This is a genomic window from Leucobacter sp. NPDC015123 (assembly GCF_043080205.1).
Lineage (GTDB): Bacteria > Actinomycetota > Actinomycetes > Actinomycetales > Microbacteriaceae > Leucobacter > Leucobacter aridicollis_A.
This window is the reverse complement of the sequence record NZ_JBIBVH010000001.1, coordinates 79,238-96,161: the sequence shown is the minus strand read 5'-3', so window position 1 is coordinate 96,161 and position 16,924 is coordinate 79,238. Positions and strand designations below refer to the sequence as shown.

General features: G+C 65.7%; 13 protein-coding genes and 1 tRNA gene. 9 read left to right on the top strand and 5 right to left on the bottom strand.

Features of this window, described 5'->3' with window-relative positions:
* The first annotated feature begins 71 nt into the window (after positions 1-71).
* The 9 genes from ACF07D_RS00445 (at position 72) to ACF07D_RS00405 (ending at position 9,898) form a co-directional block, all read left to right on the top strand.
* Entirely contained in the window at positions 72-1,523 is a 1,452-nt protein-coding gene (locus ACF07D_RS00445) for a CdaR family transcriptional regulator (protein ID WP_119282972.1), read from the top strand.
* Positions 1,524-1,533: 10 nt separating this feature from the next.
* Positions 1,534-2,493: a Ppx/GppA phosphatase family protein gene (locus ACF07D_RS00440; RefSeq protein WP_119282973.1), complete on the top strand. Its 960-nt coding sequence runs from the start codon at positions 1,534-1,536 to the stop codon at positions 2,491-2,493.
* A 186-nt stretch (positions 2,494-2,679) separates the two neighbouring features.
* Complete coding sequence (locus ACF07D_RS00435) at positions 2,680-3,783, top strand: BMP family protein (RefSeq protein WP_119282974.1); 1,104 nt, start codon at positions 2,680-2,682, stop codon at positions 3,781-3,783.
* 120 nt (positions 3,784-3,903) lie between these two features.
* Positions 3,904-5,418 (top strand): ABC transporter ATP-binding protein, encoded by a 1,515-nt coding sequence (locus ACF07D_RS00430; RefSeq protein WP_255809499.1) that lies wholly within the window; start codon positions 3,904-3,906, stop codon positions 5,416-5,418.
* Positions 5,415-6,671 (top strand): ABC transporter permease, encoded by a 1,257-nt coding sequence (locus ACF07D_RS00425; RefSeq protein WP_255809500.1) that lies wholly within the window; start codon positions 5,415-5,417, stop codon positions 6,669-6,671. Before ACF07D_RS00430 ends, ACF07D_RS00425 begins: the two co-directional genes overlap by 4 nt.
* A complete protein-coding gene (locus tag ACF07D_RS00420; protein WP_119282976.1) occupies positions 6,668-7,957 on the top strand; it encodes an ABC transporter permease in 1,290 nt (429 codons plus the stop codon). The genes ACF07D_RS00425 and ACF07D_RS00420 overlap by 4 nt, the downstream gene beginning before the upstream one ends.
* 5 nt (positions 7,958-7,962) lie before the next feature.
* Positions 7,963-8,382: a cytidine deaminase gene (locus ACF07D_RS00415; protein WP_391503495.1), complete on the top strand. Its 420-nt coding sequence runs from the start codon at positions 7,963-7,965 to the stop codon at positions 8,380-8,382.
* Positions 8,383-8,407: 25 nt separating this feature from the next.
* Positions 8,408-9,712, top strand: a complete 1,305-nt coding sequence (locus ACF07D_RS00410; RefSeq protein WP_391503494.1) for a thymidine phosphorylase — start codon at positions 8,408-8,410, stop codon at positions 9,710-9,712.
* A gap of 111 nt (positions 9,713-9,823) precedes the next feature.
* A tRNA-Gln gene (locus ACF07D_RS00405) sits at positions 9,824-9,898 on the top strand.
* A 253-nt stretch (positions 9,899-10,151) separates the two neighbouring features.
* Here the strand turns inward: ACF07D_RS00405 and ACF07D_RS00400 are convergent.
* From ACF07D_RS00400 to ACF07D_RS00380, 5 genes are all read right to left on the bottom strand, one after another.
* Positions 10,152-11,963: an ABC transporter ATP-binding protein gene (locus ACF07D_RS00400; RefSeq protein WP_391503493.1), complete on the bottom strand. Its 1,812-nt coding sequence runs from the start codon at positions 11,961-11,963 to the stop codon at positions 10,152-10,154.
* Entirely contained in the window at positions 11,963-12,787 is an 825-nt protein-coding gene (locus ACF07D_RS00395; RefSeq protein WP_391503935.1) for an ABC transporter permease, read from the bottom strand. The genes ACF07D_RS00400 and ACF07D_RS00395 overlap by 1 nt, the downstream gene beginning before the upstream one ends.
* A gap of 106 nt (positions 12,788-12,893) precedes the next feature.
* The gene (locus ACF07D_RS00390; RefSeq protein WP_391503492.1) at positions 12,894-13,853 is read right to left on the bottom strand and encodes an ABC transporter permease; all 960 of its coding nucleotides are present in this window, start codon (positions 13,851-13,853) and stop codon (positions 12,894-12,896) included.
* A complete protein-coding gene (locus ACF07D_RS00385; RefSeq protein WP_391503491.1) occupies positions 13,850-15,439 on the bottom strand; it encodes an ABC transporter substrate-binding protein in 1,590 nt (529 codons plus the stop codon). The genes ACF07D_RS00390 and ACF07D_RS00385 overlap by 4 nt, the downstream gene beginning before the upstream one ends.
* Before the next feature lie 117 nt (positions 15,440-15,556).
* Positions 15,557-16,675 (bottom strand): alpha/beta hydrolase fold domain-containing protein, encoded by a 1,119-nt coding sequence (locus ACF07D_RS00380; protein ID WP_391503490.1) that lies wholly within the window; start codon positions 16,673-16,675, stop codon positions 15,557-15,559.
* Between the last annotated feature and the right edge of the window lie 249 nt (positions 16,676-16,924).

Sequence of the window (16,924 nt, the reverse complement as noted above, 5' to 3'; positions counted from 1 at the left end):
GACGCGCGCCATGTCACTGCGCCAAAAGTCGTTTTTGGGCGATCCGGATCATCATTTGGTACATTCAAGGCATGAGTTTCGACCTGCGAACTGTCACCCGAGTCGTTGGCGGCACATATGTCGACAACGGGATGAGCGACTACACGCCATGCGAGGGTCTCGCGCGGGTCGGCGAGTACGTTGTTGTGGCGAGTGCCGAACTCGCGACCCTCGTCACCGGAACCGTCGCTGAGCTCGACGCCAGGTTCGCGCAGGGAAGCGAGGCTGCGGCAGTGACCTCGCGTGCCGTGTTTGTGAGCCACGAAGACACACCTCGCCTGCGAAAAGTGCTCGCAGCGCACGGCATGAGCGCCGTGCTCGGGGCATCCTCATCTGGTGACGCGTTGCACTACCGGCTCGCAGCGCTGCACGCCGACGATCTCGCCGCAACAGACAGACTCGTCGCGTCGGGAACACGCGTGCTCACGCAGGTCGCGAGACGGGGCGGCGCGACTGCGGTGATGGCTGAGCTCGCCCACAGGATCGACGGCTGGGCCGTGCTGCTCGACGCCCACGGTCAGCTCATCGCGAGCGCCGGTGCGGGAAGGCTCCACCTCGACGATGCGAAAGCCGTCGCGCTCGGACGGCCCGTGCGTGTGCGGCACCCGGGCCTCCAGACCCACCAGGTCGGATCGGATCTCGATTTCACCGGGTATCTCGTTGTCGCATCCAGGTCAAGCGCGACGAGCCGCATCCGCGACCTCGCCTCGCAGGCCGCCGCACTGTTTGACCTGGTGCTGCGTACCCGCGACCCCTCCGTCACCGAGCATCTCGGGCGAGAGGCGCTCCTCGAGATCTTGCACGCAGGGGGAAACCCTGCAACCCAGCTCCTGCGCAAGTGGGGAGTGCGTGAGATCGAGCTCACCGCGTTCGTCCTCGGGACGCGAACGCGCACGGTCGACCTCGAAAGGCTCGTCGAGCGTTGGCTCGACGAGCTCGGCGTCGAGCATATCTTCGTTGGCGACCCCGGCCTCGTACGCGGATTCGTTGCGGAGCACCACGTCGGCGACCTTGTCGCGCTTGCTGATGGCTTCGAGCCGCTCGGCGCCACGTCGCTCCATCTCGGTGTCGGGGCTGCGGCCCCGATCGACGCCCTCGGCCGCAGTGCGGTGCAGGCGCGCCAGGCGTTCGACGCGGCGTTTGACGCGGGGATCGGGGCTCAACGCTACGCGGAGCTTCCGACAGTGGACTTCGTGCTTGACGTGATCTCCGAGGATCATCGCACACAGCTGGGCGGGGTGCTTGACGAGTTGCGGGATGCTCGGGGCGAGCATGGGGAACTGCTCGAGACGCTGCTCGTGTTCCTCTCGGAGAACGGTGCGCACCGCGCGAGCGCGGCACGCCTGGGGATTCACAGGCAGACGCTGGTGTCGAGAATTCACCGAGTGGAGGAGCTCACGGGCCTGTCGATGTCGCGACCAGACGACCGCGCGGCGGCCTGGCTTGCACTGCGGGCGCTCGGACACGAGGCGTTCACGCAATAGAATCGTGCTCATGCGACTCGGAGTCATCGACGTAGGTTCGAATACCGTTCATCTCCTCGTGGTTGACGCCCATCCTGGCGCGAGCCCGAACCCATACCACTCGCAGCGTTCGACGCTGCGGCTCATGCGCTACCTCGACGACGACGGTGCGATCACCGAAGAGGGTGTCACCCGGATCATCGCCGCGATCGCGGATGCAGTGAAGACCGTGCAGGAGATAGGCGTCGACGATCTTCTCGCGACGGCGACCTCCGCGATCCGTGAGGCTGCCAACGGTGAGGAAGTGCTCGCGCGGATCGAGCGCGAGACCGGTCTGAAGCTTGACGTGCTGTCGGGCGAGGACGAGGCGCGGATCACGATGCTTGCGGTGCGCCGCTGGCTGGGCTGGTCGGCGGGGGAGATTCTGCTCTTCGACATCGGTGGAGGATCGTTCGAGATCGCGCAGGGAGCAGACGAGTACCCCGACGTGCAGGTCTCCCTGCCACTCGGCGCTGGACGCTCGACGATCATGTACCTCCCAGAAGATCCACCCACAGCCGAGGGCATCTCCAGGCTGCGCGCGCACGCTCGCGAGGAGTTCACGCGGGTGCGCAAGGAGATGTTCAAGGGCAGGCCGAAGCCGAAGCGTGTCGTCGGCACGTCGAAGACGATCCGGTCACTCGCGCGCCTCATCGGTGGGCCACCCGACCCAGCGACTGGCGACCTTGCTGAGCTGCACTACGCAGGTCTTCGGGAGTGGGAGCCGACGCTGCGCGACATGCCGGGCTCGGTTCGCGAGTACCTGCCTGGGATCACGCCCGAGCGCGGCTACCAGATCATGGCAGGCGCCGTGGTGCTGCGCACGGCAATGAAGGTGTTCGATGTCTCGACTCTCACGATCTCGCCGTGGGCGTTGCGCGAGGGCATCGTGCTGCGCTACATCGATGCGCTCGATGGCCGCGGAACGGATCCGGTCTCGGAGGACAACTAACGCCCGAAAATCGGGTAGTTTTGGCGGAAGGTACAAACGCTTAACGTAGCTTCCGTGGGGTTGATATCGAAAATGCAACCATTTCCACTCTCGCGGTGCGTCGAGGGGCGTCGTGCTGTAGGAATACACTAATGAATCTCATTCGCCCGCGGTAGGCGCGGGCGCTCATCCATGGGGGTTAACCAATTGACCATCTCAACAACTAAGAAGATGCTCGGCCTCACCGCCGCGGCGGGCCTCGTGCTCGGCCTCTCGGCGTGTGGCCAGGCGCCCGAGGCTGGCGGCGAAAGCGGCGGCGCAGAGGCCGTTGCCGGCTTCAAGCCCTGCATGGTGTCTGACGAGGGCGGCTTCGACGACAAGTCGTTCAACCAGCTCGGCTACGAGGGGCTGACCAAGGCAGCCGAAGAGCTCGAGGTCGAGGCCGGCGAGACCGAGTCCAAGAGCGCGAGCGACTACGCATCGAACCTCAGCGGCCTCGTCGACGCAGGGTGCACCTTCATTGTTTCGGTGGGCTTCATGCTCTCGGAGCCGACGGTGAACGCTGCAAAGGCGAACCCCGACGTGCAGTTCGCGATCATCGACGACTGGGCTGACAACGACTTCGACGGCGAGACTGATGCGCCGAACATCAAGCCCCTCGTGTTCGACACCGCGCAGGCAGCCTTCCTCGGCGGCTACGCTGCGGCAGCTGTCTCGGAGACCGGCACCGTCGGCACCTTCGGCGGCGCAAAGATTCCGCCTGTCACCATCTTCATGGACGGCTTCCAGGACGGCGTCGACTACTTCAACAAGGAGAACGGCAAGGACGTCAAGGTCATCGGCTGGGACGTCGCGAAGCAGGACGGCCAGTTCACCGGCGAGTTCGCAGCGAACGACACCGCGAAGCAGATGGCACAGGGCATCCTCGACCAGGGCGCAGACGTGCTCCTCCCCGTCGGCGGCCCGATCTACCAGTCGGCTGCTGAGGCGATCCGCGACTCCGGCGGGACCGCGAAGCTCGTCGGCGTTGACGCCGACGTCTACCAGACTGACCCGAAGGTGCAGGACATTCTCTTCACCTCGATCATGAAGAGCATGGACATCGCTGTGTACGACGCAGTGATGGAGGCCGCTCAGGGCAAGTTCAGCGCTGAGCCGTTTGTTGGCGTACTCGAGAACGACGGCGTGAGCCTCTCCGGGTTCAACGACTTCGCAGACAAGGTCCCCGCAGACCTGCAGAAGCAGCTCGACGAGATCAAGGCAGGCATCATCGACGGCTCGATCAAGGTTGAGTCACCCTCCTCGCCGTAGGGCACTCTGATGGCGGGCCGGCGGGCGATCCTTGATCGCTCACCGGCCCGCCATCGTGGATTCACCAGGGGTTGTGCCACTGCACTACCCCAGAGAAACGAACTTGGATAGATTTACGGCATGACGCTCGAACTGCGCGGGATCACGAAGCGATTCGGATCATTCACCGCGAACGACCGCATCTCAATCGAGGTGCGACCCGGAGAAATTCACGCCCTGCTGGGTGAGAACGGCGCCGGCAAGTCCACACTGATGAACGTGCTCTACGGGCTCTACCAGCCCGACGAAGGTGAGATCGTCGTCGACGGCGAGGTGCAGCACTTCAAGGGACCGGGTGACGCGATGGCCGCAGGCATCGGCATGGTGCATCAGCACTTCATGCTCGTACCCGTGTTCACCGTCGCCGAGAACGTCATGCTCGGACACGAGAGCACGAAGTTTGCTGGCGCACTCGACCTCACGAGCGCACGCGCCCACGTGCGCGAGGTCGCAGATCGCTTCGGCTTCGAGGTCGATCCCGACGCAGTCGTCGAAGATCTCCCCGTCGGCGTGCAGCAGCGCGTCGAGATCATCAAGGCGCTGTCGCGCGACGCGAAGGTGCTCGTGTTCGACGAGCCGACAGCCGTGCTCACGCCGCAGGAGACCGACGAGCTCATGCAGATCATGCGCCAGCTGCGCAGCGAGGGCACGGCAATTGTCTTCATCACCCATAAACTCCGCGAGGTCCGTGAGGTCGCCGACCGCATCACAGTCATTCGCCACGGCAAGGTCGTCGCGGAGGCGTCGCCCGAGTCTTCGACGAACGAGCTCGCCTCGCTGATGGTTGGCCGCGCTGTCGAACTCACCGTCCAGAAGGACGCCCCGAAGCTCGGCGACGGCGGACTACGGCTCTCCGATGTCACGATCGCCGACAGCACGGGCCACATCGTCGTGGACCGAGTGAACCTCGAGGTTCGCCCCGGCGAGATCCTCGCGATCGCCGGCGTGCAGGGTAATGGCCAGACCGAACTCACCGAGTCGCTGGTGGGACTGCAGCAGCTCACGTCAGGGGACATCACCCTCAACGGGAAGTCGATCGTCGGCAAACCCGTAAAGCAGATCATCGACGACGGTGTCGGATTCGTGCCCGAGGACCGCATCGAGGACGGCCTCGTCGGCACCTTCTCGGTCGCGGAGAACCTGATGCTGAACCGTACGAGCGACCCCGAGTTCGTAAAGGCCGGAACGGTCAGGCGCGGCGTTCTCACAGACTTCGCCGAGGCGAAAATCGCCGAATACGACATTCGCACGCAGGGCCCCAGCTCTCCGGCCGGAAGCCTCTCCGGCGGCAACCAGCAGAAGGTCGTGATCGCCCGCGAGCTCAGCCGGCCGCTGAACCTGCTCGTCGCTTCGCAGCCGACGCGCGGCGTCGACGTCGGATCGATCGAGTTCATCCACACCCGGATCGTTGAGGCGCGCGACGCAGGCGTCCCCGTCGTGCTCGTCTCAACCGAGCTCGACGAGGTCTCCGCGCTCGCAGACCGCATCGCCGTGATGTACAAGGGAGCGATCATCGGCATCGTTCCAGGAAACGCTTCGCGCGAAACCCTCGGCCTCATGATGGCCGGCGAAACCCCCGAAGGAGTCGCGGCGTGAGCGCACCGACAATTGACACGAACGGGCAGCCCGCAGGGGCGAAGCCCGAGACGGCGGAGCGCCCGCCGCAGAACAAACTCATCAGCGAGCTGCTGTCGAGCTCGGTCACGACGACCGTGCTCGCGATCGTTCTGTCGATGCTCATCGGCGGCCTGCTCATTGCGTTCACCGACCCGAAAGTGATTGAAGCCTCAGGGTACTTCTTCCAGCGTCCGGCTGACACCTTCGTGGCGATCTGGGATGCGATCGCAGGCGGCTACGCCGCGCTCTTCCGCGGCTCGATCTTCAACTACGAGGCGCCGAGCTTTCTGCGCGCGATCAAGCCGCTGTCTGACACTCTGAACTTCGCCACGCCGCTCATCATGGCTGGCCTTGGCGTCGGCCTCGCATTCCGCGTCGGCCTCTTCAACATTGGTGGCCGCGGCCAGATGCTCATGGGCGCGGCGGCCTCAGGCTTTGTGATGTTCGGCATGGACCTGCCGTTCTGGCTGCACCTGCCGCTCGTCGTCGTCGCAGGCATCGCGGGCGGCGTCATTTGGGGCGGTATCGTCGGATTCTTGAAGGCCCGCACCGGCGCGCACGAGGTAATCCTGACGATCATGCTGAACTTCGTCGCGTTCTACTTCATCGCGTGGCTGCTGTCGACGCCCGGCCTCCTGATGCGCCCCGGCGGCAACCAGCCGATCTCGCCGGTCACCCCAGAGAGTGCGAAGTTCCCGCTGCTGTTCGGTGCACCGCTCACGACGCACTGGGGCTTCATCGTCGCGCTGCTCGCGGCGGGCTTCGTCTGGTGGCTGATGGAGCGCTCGTCGCTCGGCTTCCGCATGCGCGCCGTTGGCGAGAACCCGCACGCGGCCCGCGCCTCTGGCATCAAGGTCGAGCGGATCATTTTCTACGCGATGGCGATTGCGGGCGGCCTCGCAGGTCTCGCCGGCGCGAACCAGATCGCCGGCACCATCACCACCGGCTTCGGCAGCCACATCGACGCGGGCATCGGCTTTGACGCGATCACTGTCGCGCTGCTCGGCCGATCGCGCGCGTGGGGCGTCGTCTGGGCGGGCCTCCTGTTTGGCGCGCTGAAGGCAGGCAGCTTCACGATGCAGATTACCGAGAAGATTCCCGTCGATATCGTGCTCGTCGTGCAGGCGCTCATCGTGCTCTTCATTGCGGCACCGCCGCTCGTGCGCACGGTCTTTGGCCTCAAGCGCTTTGACCGAGTGCACGCACTCCAGCAGAAGGGAGCGTCGGCATGAGCGCGGTCCACGAACTCACAGGCACCCAGGTCGTCGTCGACGGCGCTGGCGTCGTCCGCACCCGCAGCCTGAAGGCGCCGATCGCGTTCGCGGTCGTCGCGGCGATCGGTCTCCTGCTCGCCTTCCCAGGCTCGCGCGCGGGGGAGAGCACGTTCCGTCTTTCCGACCGGACCCAGTCCATGCAGCTGCCCGACGTCGCGCTGCCGACCGCAGGCACCGTTATCGCGTGTGCGCTGATCCTGACCGCGATGGCGGCGCTGACGTTCGTCTTCGCAGCCCAGTACAAGCGCATCCCGCTGTGGTTCACCGTGATCTTCGCGATCATCGGCATCTTCCTGTTCCTCACCTGGTCGGCCGCCGGTGGCATCGTCCCAGTGACGGGCCTGCTCTTCGGTGCGCTGTCGCTGTCGGTGCCGCTCATCTTTGGTGCCCTCGGCGGAGTCATCGGTGAGCGCGCGGGCGTCGTCAACGTCGCGATCGAGGCGCAGTTCCTGTTCGCCGCGTTCACGAGCGCGCTCATCGCCTCGATCACCGGATCCTACGTCGCGGGCCTCATCGGCGCGCTCGTTGCGGGCGCCCTGGTTGCCGCGATCCTCGCCGTATTCTCGATCACGTATGTCGTCACCCAGGTGATCGTCGGCGTCGTGCTCAACGTGCTCATCACTGGCCTCACGAGCTTCCTGCACGGAGCCCTCCTGCAGCCGAACGCTGCGACACTGAACTCGCCGCCGCGCTTTCCGCGGTGGGCGATCCCGGGGCTCAGCGAGATCCCGATCGTGGGACCCGTGCTCTTCAACCAGACCCTCATCGTTTACCTTGCCTACATCATCGTGCCGCTCGTCACGTGGGCGCTGTACCGCAGCCGCTGGGGGCTCCGCCTCCGTGCAGTCGGCGAGCACCCGCAGGCCGCTGACACCGTGGGCATCAAGGTGAACCCGACACGGTTCTGGAACCTGCTGCTCGCTGGCGCGATTGCCGGCATCGGCGGCGCCTACTTTACGCTCGGCTCCGTTGGCGCGTTCGACAAGGAGATGGCGGGTGGCCTCGGCTTCATCGCCCTCGCAGCAGTCATCTTTGGCGGCTGGGATCCGTGGCGGGCGACGCTCGCAGCACTGCTCTTCGGGTTCACGAAGAACCTCGAGACGCTGCTGAACAACCTCGGCTCGCCAATCCCGTCCGAGTTCATGTCGATGCTGCCGTACGTCGTGACGATCCTCGCCGTCGTTGGCTTCTCGGGTAAGTCCCGTGCGCCAGCCGCGAGCGGCAAGCCCTACGTGAAGGGATAACGGCCGTGACAATTGACGACCACGGCGTCGACTGGGCGGGGCTCCGTGCCGCTGCGGTCGCGGCGCTTGATCACGCCTACGTGCCCTACTCGAAGTACCCAGTGGGAGCGGCTGCGCTCACAGACTCGGGCAGGATCGTCTCGGGGTGCAACGTGGAGAACGCGTCGTACGGGCTGACGCTCTGTGCCGAGTGTGCGCTCGTCGGCGACCTGCACATGGGCGGCGGCGGCAAGCTCGTCGCATTCGTGTGCGTGAACCGGGCCGAGGAGACGATTATGCCGTGCGGGCGCTGTCGGCAGCTCCTGTACGAACACTCAGCCGAAGGCATGCTGCTCGAGACCGTGTCGGGCATCCGCACGATCGACGAAGTGCTGCCCGACGCGTTCGGTCCGCGCGACCTCGAATGCGTCGCTGAGTCGACCTAACCTAGCCCCTTCGAAAGGAACCACCGTGAGTGTTGAGCCATTTGATGCCGTAGATGTGATCCGTGCGAAGCGCGACGGGGGAGCGGTGCCCGAGCCGGCGCTCCGCTGGATGGTTGACGCGTACACCCGTGGCTACGTCTCCGACGCGCAGATGGCGTCGTTCGCGATGGCGGTCTACCAGCGCGGGATGGCCCGAGACGAGATCCGCGTGCTCACCGACGCCATGATCGACTCGGGTGAGCGGATGAGCTTCGCTGGCCTCTCCAAGCCGACCGTGGACAAGCACTCGACCGGCGGCGTCGGCGACAAGATCACGCTGCCGCTCGCGCCGCTCGTCGCGTCGTTCGGTGTCGCTGTGCCGCAGCTGTCAGGGCGGGGCCTCGGGCACACTGGCGGGACACTCGACAAGCTCGAAGCGATTCCCGGCTGGCGTGCGGCGCTGTCGAACGAAGAGATGTTCGCGCAGCTCGACGGTGACGTCGGCGCGGTGATTTGCGCTGCTGGGTCGGGCCTCGCCCCGGCAGACAAGAAGCTCTACGCGCTGCGCGACGTGACTGGCACCGTCGACTCGATCCCGCTGATTGCGTCGAGCATCATGTCGAAGAAGATCGCCGAGGGGACTGGCGCACTCGTGCTCGATGTGAAGTTTGGCTCGGGTGCGTTCATGCAGGACTACGCGATGGCGCGCGAGCTCGCAGAGACGATGGTCGCGCTCGGCACCGACTCGGGCGTCAAGACCTCTGCGCTGCTTACCGACATGAACGTGCCGCTCGGCCTGACGATCGGCAACGCGAACGAGGTGCGGGAGTCGGTCGAGGTGCTCGCAGGTGGGGGTCCCTCCGACGTGCGCGAACTCACGATCGCGCTCGCGCAAGAGATGCTCGCGCTCGCAGGGCTGCCAGACGCCGATGTCGCAGGCGCTCTCGACAACGGCAGGGCGATGGATTCCTGGCGTGCTATGATCGCCGCCCAGGGTGGCGACCCAGACGCTGCGCTCCCCGTGGCGCGCGAGACCCACGTCGTGACCGCGCCCGTTTCTGGCGTGATGTCGAAGCTCGAGGGGCTGCCATTTGGCATCGCGGCCTGGCGCCTCGGTGCGGGACGGGCACGAGCGGAGGACCCAGTGATCCATTCGGCGGGCATCGACCTGCACGCGAAGCCAGGCGACTCGGTCGTTGCGGGCCAGCCGCTGTTCACGCTTGCCGCGGAGGACGCTGCTCGGTTCCCGCGGGCCCTTGAAGCACTCGAAGGTGCCTGGGAGATCGACGCCGACGCGGCTCCGGGAGCCCACGCGCCGGGTCCGCTCGTGCGCGAGCGCATTACCGGTTGAGGCGCGGCGCGCCCGGCGGCCGCTCGTCGCCGGGCCGGTTTTGAGTTCCGTAGGGAAACCGGGTAAAGTAATGTCTTGGTGCGGCGCTCGGAAGAGTCGCCACAGCCACAGTGGGATATGGTGTAATTGGCAACACTACGGTTTCTGGTACCGTCATTCTAGGTTCGAGTCCTGGTATCCCAGCCACAGAAAAGCCCCGGTTTTCCGGGGCTTTTTTCGTCTCACGACCCTCGGTCGCTGCTTTCTCCGCAGTGAGCTGCTGCCTGCGAGCCGCTCCCCGTGAGTCGCCCTTGCGCCAAAGGACCCTATTCTTGCAGCTGAGCCCGTTACCTACCGTCGGGAAGGGATCATGCTGCAGGAATATGGTTCTCTGGCGGGGCTGCCGATGCAGCGGGCCAAGCAGTCGGGGCTGGTGGCCCAGGGCAGCGAGCGCCACCCCCTACAGAGTAGGAATGTTCGCGAGCAGCTCCTTCGTGTAGGCGTGCGTCGGGTTGTTGAGCACCTCGTCGACCGGGCCGTCGTCCACGATCTCGCCACGGTTGAGCACGGCGACGCGTGACGCGATGTGGCGCGCCAACGCGATGTTGTGCGTGACGAAGAGCACTGTGAGGTCGCGCTCTTCTTGGAGTGTGTGCAGGAGCGAGATGATGTTCGCCTGCACCGAGACATCGAGCGCCGAGGTGATCTCGTCGCACACGAGAACCGACGGCATGTTCACGAGGGCCCGCGCGATCGCGGCGCGCTGGCGTTCACCGCCCGAGAGGTCTCCTGGCCGCCTGTCGTAGAACTGGCGGCCGAGCTGCACAGCGTCGAGTGCGTCTCTCACCCGTTCTCGGCGCTCCTCCGCGCTGTACTCGCTCGACATCTCGAGCGGCACGAGGAGTGATTGCCCGAGCGTGCGGCGCGGGTTCAGCGACGAGAACGGGGACTGGAAGATGTATTGAATCTCGCGCCGCTGGAGCTCAGTGCGACCCCGTGTGGACTTCGCGAGCTCTTCGCCCTGGTAACGGATAGAGCCCTCGTAGCCGCTGAGCAGGCCTGCGATGGAACGGGCGAGGGTCGTCTTGCCTGATCCTGACTGGCCGAGGAGGAGGGTGCTCTCGCCCGCCGCGAAATCGAGATTGATGCCGCGGAGCACCTGATTCTTGCCGTAGGCGACGCGGAGGTCTCGGATCGAGATCCGCGCTTCCGCCGAGACTGGAGCGGCAGGGCTCCCGGCGCTGCTCACACGCGACACGCCTTCGGGCCCGTGGCTTGATCGGGACACGACCTTGTCTGGGGCAGTGTGCTTCAGGATGTCGAGTTCGCCCGTCAGGAACTCTGCGGTGCGAGCGTCCATCTTCGAGAGCTTTCCGAGCTGGTTCTTGCCCGCGAGGTCTGGCACGGCCCTGAGCAGCCGGCGGGTGTAGTCGTGCTGCGGTCGCACGAGCACCTGACCGGTCTCGCCGACCTCCACGATTTCGCCGCGAAGCATGACCGCCACCCTGTCGGCGATCTCTGAGACGACGGCGAGGTCGTGGGTGATGTAGAGCCCCGCGACCCGGTTCTTCACGGTCATGTCTCGAATAGTGTCGAGGACCTGTTCTTGCGTGGTGACGTCGAGGCCAGTTGTCGGCTCATCGAGCACAATCACGTCTGGGTACATCGCGAAGGCCATTGCGATCCCAATGCGCTGCTGCTGCCCGCCGGACAGCTGGTGCGGCCAGCGGCGCTGGTACTCGTCGCTGTCGGGGAGTCCGACCTCCCGCAGCACCGAGCGGACCCGGTCCGTGCGGTCGGCCTCAGACGCGCCGTACTCGTGGATGTCGAGCACCTCGCGAATCTGGGCGCCAACCCGCATGCTCGGGTTCAGCGAGAGCGCCGGATCCTGAGGCACGTAGCTGACGCGAGCGCCGCGGAGCTGTCGCCTCGCGGACTCGCCCAGCGTGAGCATCTCGGCGGGGTCGGGGCTGTCGGATGGATAGAGCGCGACCGTTCCGCCGGTGTGCGCGAGGCCCTCGCGGATGTGGCCGAGCACTGCGAGGCCGACTGTCGTCTTACCCGATCCCGACTCGCCGACGAGCGCGAGGATCTCCGCCGCCCGCAGGTCGAGGTTCACGTCGGACACCACGGCGAGGCCGGTGGCAGCCGCGGAAATCGTGAGGTCGTCTACCTCGAGGATCGGTTCGTCGGCCGACATGCGCAGCTGCCAGGCGGTGCCGTTCTTCTGCGCGTCAGTCTCGATGGGCGCGACGGGGGACTGCTGAGTCATTACTTCTCACCTGCGTTCGTGTTGGCGGATGCGCGAGCGATCGAGTCCGCAATGAGGTTGGTGCCGACGGTCAGGATCGCGATCGCGACGACCGGGAGCAGCACGCCCGCGGGCTGCAGCGAGAGGGCGATGCGGTTCTCGTTGATCATCAGGCCCCAGTCCGCCGCGGGCGGCTGCACTCCGAGCCCGAGGAACGACAGCGAGGCGATCGCGCCGATCGAGTACGTCAGTCGGAGCCCTGCCTCGACGGCGAGCGGGCCGGTGATGTTCGGGAGAATTTCGCGGGTGAGGATCCGGCTGCGTGGCACCGCGTACATCTCGGCCGCGAGAATGTAATCCTCGTTTATGACGTTGAGCGCGGCAGACCGCGCGACACGAGCAATGCGCGGCGCGTGGGTGATGCCGATCACTGTGACGAGTACCCAGCCCTTCGGGCCGAGCACTGTCACCGCGAGCAGCGCGAACAGCAGCTGCGGCACGGCGAGGAGCACGTCGTTCGCGCGCATGATGAGCGAGTCGAGCCACCCGCCCGAATACGCGGCGGCCATGCCGAGCGCCACCCCGATGATGAGCCCGACGAGTGTCGCGAGCGCGGAGTAGATGAGGAGGCTGAGTCCGCCAGCGAGGAAGCGCGACCACACGTCGCGACCGAGGTTGTCGGTGCCGAACAGGCCGTCGGGCTGGAAGGGGCGGCTGGCGAACTCTGTCGCTGTGTATCCCGTCGCCCATGGCAGAAGCAGTGGGCCGAGGAACGCAAGCACCACGATGATCGCGGTGAGTAGCACCCCGATCTTTGCCTGACGTTGCCTCCAAAAGCGGTGCATGAACGACACGTTCGCGCCGGTGTTCGCGGACTTGCTGTGGGCGAGATCCTGCGCGGACAAGGTGTTCGTCGCGTTCAGCCCCGAGGCGTCTTGTGGGTTCGACATGTTAGTTCCCTCCTCGAGTGTGGAGTTTCGGGTTCGCGAGGATCCCGACGATGTCGGCGAGGAGATTCACGACGACGTAGATCGCGGCGACGATCATGGTGATCGCGACGACGACCATCACGTCGCGGTAGTTCACTGCCTCGATGAGCGCCTGGCCGAGCCCCGGGTACCTGAAAAGGAACTCGACGACGACCACGCCGCCGGCCATCCACGCGAGTTGGATCGCGATGACCTGCGCGACGGGTCCGATGGCGTGGGGGAGTGCATGGCGCATGATGACGCGGCGCTCGGGCACACCCTTCAGGCGTGCCATCTCGACGTAGCCCGAGTCGAGCACCTCGAGCATCGTCGCGCGCATCATGCGCACGATGTACGGGGTGACGACGAGCACGAGCACGAGCACGGGCAGGATGAGCTGGGTGGGGAAGTCCCACACCTGCGTGCCCGGGGGCTGCATCGTGACGGCGGGCAGGATCGGGAAGACCGTCGTCGCGAAGAGCGCGACGAGGGCGATGCCGACGACGAACTCGGGCAGGGCCGCGAGCACGAGGGAGATGCCGGTGATCGCCGTGTCGGTCGCGCGCCCGCGGCGGAGCGCAGACCAGATGCCGACAAGGATGCCGACAGGGATCGAGATGATCGCTGCGGCGATCATGAGAAACAGTGACGCGCCCACCCGTTCGCCGATGAGTGCGGCGACGGGCTGCGAGGTCGCCGCGGAGATCCCGAAGTCGCCGACGAAGAGCCCGCCGAGCCACAGCAGGTAGCGTTTCCACGCGGGCTCGTTGAGGTTCATCTGTTCGTGGATCGCCGCGATCCGTTCTGGGGTGGCCTGTTGACCGAGGATCGCCTGGGCCGGGTCTCCGGGAAGGAGGAGGGTGACGAAGAAGATCACCATCGAGACGACGATGAGGATCGCGACGCTGATTGCGAGGCGTCGCGCGATGAGCCGCAGAATCATGAGACTTCTCCTATCCAGACGCGCTGCAGTTGGAAGCCAGAGAGCGGGATTCCTGTGGCGTTCGGCACGAGCCCTCCGACGTACGATTGGTACGCGTCGAGTTGATTGGCGAAGCCCCAAATGATGAGGCCGCCACGCTCGTACATAGTTGCCTGCGCCGCCTCGATCAGCTCGCTGCGAGCCGCCTCGTCTGTCTCGCCGCGAGCCTGCACGACGAGATCGACGAACTCGGCATCTGTCCAGTGGGTTTCGTTGAACGGTGAATCGGGCATCGCGCCAGAGTTCGCTTGTGGGAGGAAGTTTCGCGTGTACCAGAAGCTCTGCGAGAAGGGGTACTCGAGGTAGTCGCCCCAGTACGTCGTCAGGTCCATCCGGTTGATCTCCACGGTGATCCCGGCCTCCGCCGCCTGCTCGGCGAACACCTGTGCGGCTTCGACGGTACCCGCCTGAATGGGGGCCGTCGCGAGCTCGACAGTGAGGCCGTCAGGGTAGCCGGCCTCGGCAAGGAGGCGTTTCGCTTCCTCGATGTCTTGCGTGCGTTGCGGGAAGTTTGGGTAGGCGGGGTCGAAGCTTGCGAACATGTCGTTGCCGATGGTGCCGTACCCCGAGAGCACTTGCTCGACCATCTGCTCGCGGTCCACGACGAGGCGGAACGCCTGCCTGACGCGCTCGTCGTCGAACGGCGCGACGTCAGTGCGCATCGTGAACGGGAGCCACATTCCGGTCTCGGAGTTGAGGATCTGCATGCGCGCGTCAGAGTCGATTACCTCGGCGAGCGCCGCCGGAATTTGGGCGACGGCGTCAACCTGACTCGAGAGCAGCGCATTGATGAGCGCGTCGGTGTCGTTGAAATTGAGAAGCTCAATCGCGTCGAGGAAGGGCACGTCGTCGCCCCAGTAGAAGGGGTTTCGTTCGAGAACCGTCGACTGGCCAGGCGTGAAGCTCTGCAGCCTGAACGGGCCGGTTCCGACCGGCGCAGTCGGGTCGAAGTCTTCTGGCACGATCGTCATTGTGTACTGCCCGAGGCTGTCGTCGAGTGCCGAGTCAGGCTGGCTGAGTCTGAACTCCACAGTGAAGTCGTCGATGGCGACGACCTCCGTCAGGTGCCCGAGTCCGGCCGCGCCGTTCTTCGGATCGTCGGGATCGACGATCCGCTCGATGCTTGCGACGACGTCGCGCGAGGTCATCGGGGTTCCGTCTGAGAACTTCACGTCGGTGCGCAGGTGAGCCGTCCAGACTGTCGCGTCGGTGTTCGGGTCGACCGAGGTGGCAAGCATCGGCTTGAGCGCGAAGTCGTCGTCGCGGTAGAGCAGCGCGTTGTACATATTGACGGCTCGTGCGGTGTCTCCGAGGTTCGTGGCGATCGCGCCGTCGAGGGTGTCTGCCGCGCCTCCGCCGACGAAACCGACACGGAGCGTGCCGCCGTCGACTGGGGTGCCCGGGCCGACGCTTTCCGTGCCTGGAATTGCATGGCCGCTGCAGGCCGCCAACAGGCTGGCGAGTCCGAGCGCGAGCGCGGCTCCCAGAACTCGGCGTCGCATGTGGCGACGCCGAGGGTGTGGCACTCCGGGGGTGCTGTTCACCATTGAATCGCTTCCTTTCGCATGTCCCGACCATGCATACGCTTGGCCGGAGGTGTCACGCCGAGGGTGCGAGGCTCAGCGCATGGGGGTGAGATGTCTGTCGTTGGGATCTCCTCGAGGTCAGCGATCGGGCGAAGCGCTGGGCGAAGCTGGGTGGTGTCGTTCGAGACGACTCTTCGCGAACTCGGCGCCGTCGGCGATCGCAGTCGACGCCGCATCGAGCATGCGGCCAAAGTGAAGGAACGAGTGCAGCACACCGGGCGTGATGGCCCACTGGACGTCGTGTCCGGCGGCCGCGAGCCGGCGCCCGAGAGCCTCAGTGTCGTCTCTGAGCGGGTCGAGCTCCGCGCCCAAAACAAACGCCGGCGGCAATGAAGCTTCCAGGTCAGCGCTCAGGGGCGTCACGTATGGGCTCTCTCGATCAGCGGGAGCCGTGAGGTAGGTACTGTGGATGAGGCCGAGATCGTCGGACGACATGCCGTCCCAAAACCCGCCAAAGCTCCCCCGGGAGGGAGAGTCTTCGAGACCGTATCCGCCGTAGTAGAGCAGCATCGCCTTCAGCGAGGTGGTAACTCGTTCGGGATCGGCTGCGGCCTCAGGGACGCGGGAGGGCTCGTCGCGTAGGAGGAGCGCTGTTCCGAGCGCAAGCATGGCGCCCGCTGAGTCGCCTGCGACTGCGAGGCGTTCTCCGTCGATACCGTAGCTATCTCCGCTAAGTGCGAGATGAGCGACGACCCCCGCACACTCAAGCAGGGCCTGCGGGAATCGGGCTTCCGGGGAGAGCGAGTAGTCGACCGCGACGACGGCCGCCCCCGATTCGAGTGCGAACGCGCGTGCAATCCGGTCATGCGAGTCGAGGTTTCCAAGCATGAAACCGCCGCCGTGGAAATAGACGATGGCAGGGAGCACCTTGGAGGCTGTGGGGCGGTGCACGCGCGCCCGAACCTGTGTTCCAGCGACATCAAAGGTGAGGTCCTGGGTCTCGTGCATTGCCGGCCCGCCAGTGTTCCAGAACTCACGCTCTGCAAGGTATTCGGAGCGGGCAGTCGCGAGGTCGTCGTCGGGGTCCTGCGGCCCGACCGGCCCGGGGGTCCCGCACGCCGCGCCGCACTCGTCGACAGGGGCAGCCGCGACTTCGCGCTGTTGCGCGAGGCGATCGAGCTGGTGGGCTACCACCCGACGCATCTGCGGGGTGAGTGCCTCCCGAATATGGGCTGGAATATCAGCGAATGATTGCATGCGCACCCCTCCGACATCGTTGTGCAGGGCGCTCGGGCTCGGAGCCACGCGGAAGTGCGGTGAAGCCGCGCCCTTGAGAGCCGGAACGCGTCACGGAGCGTTCACGCCGCTCGTATGCGGTTTCAAGTGAACTTGGAGGAGGGCTTGCTTGTGCGAACCCATCGCTATCACGCCACGGACCGGCGCGCGACGCCCCGGGCAGCGAGATACATGCTGCGTGGGGCGCCTGTGCAGTTCATGGCGGAGTCT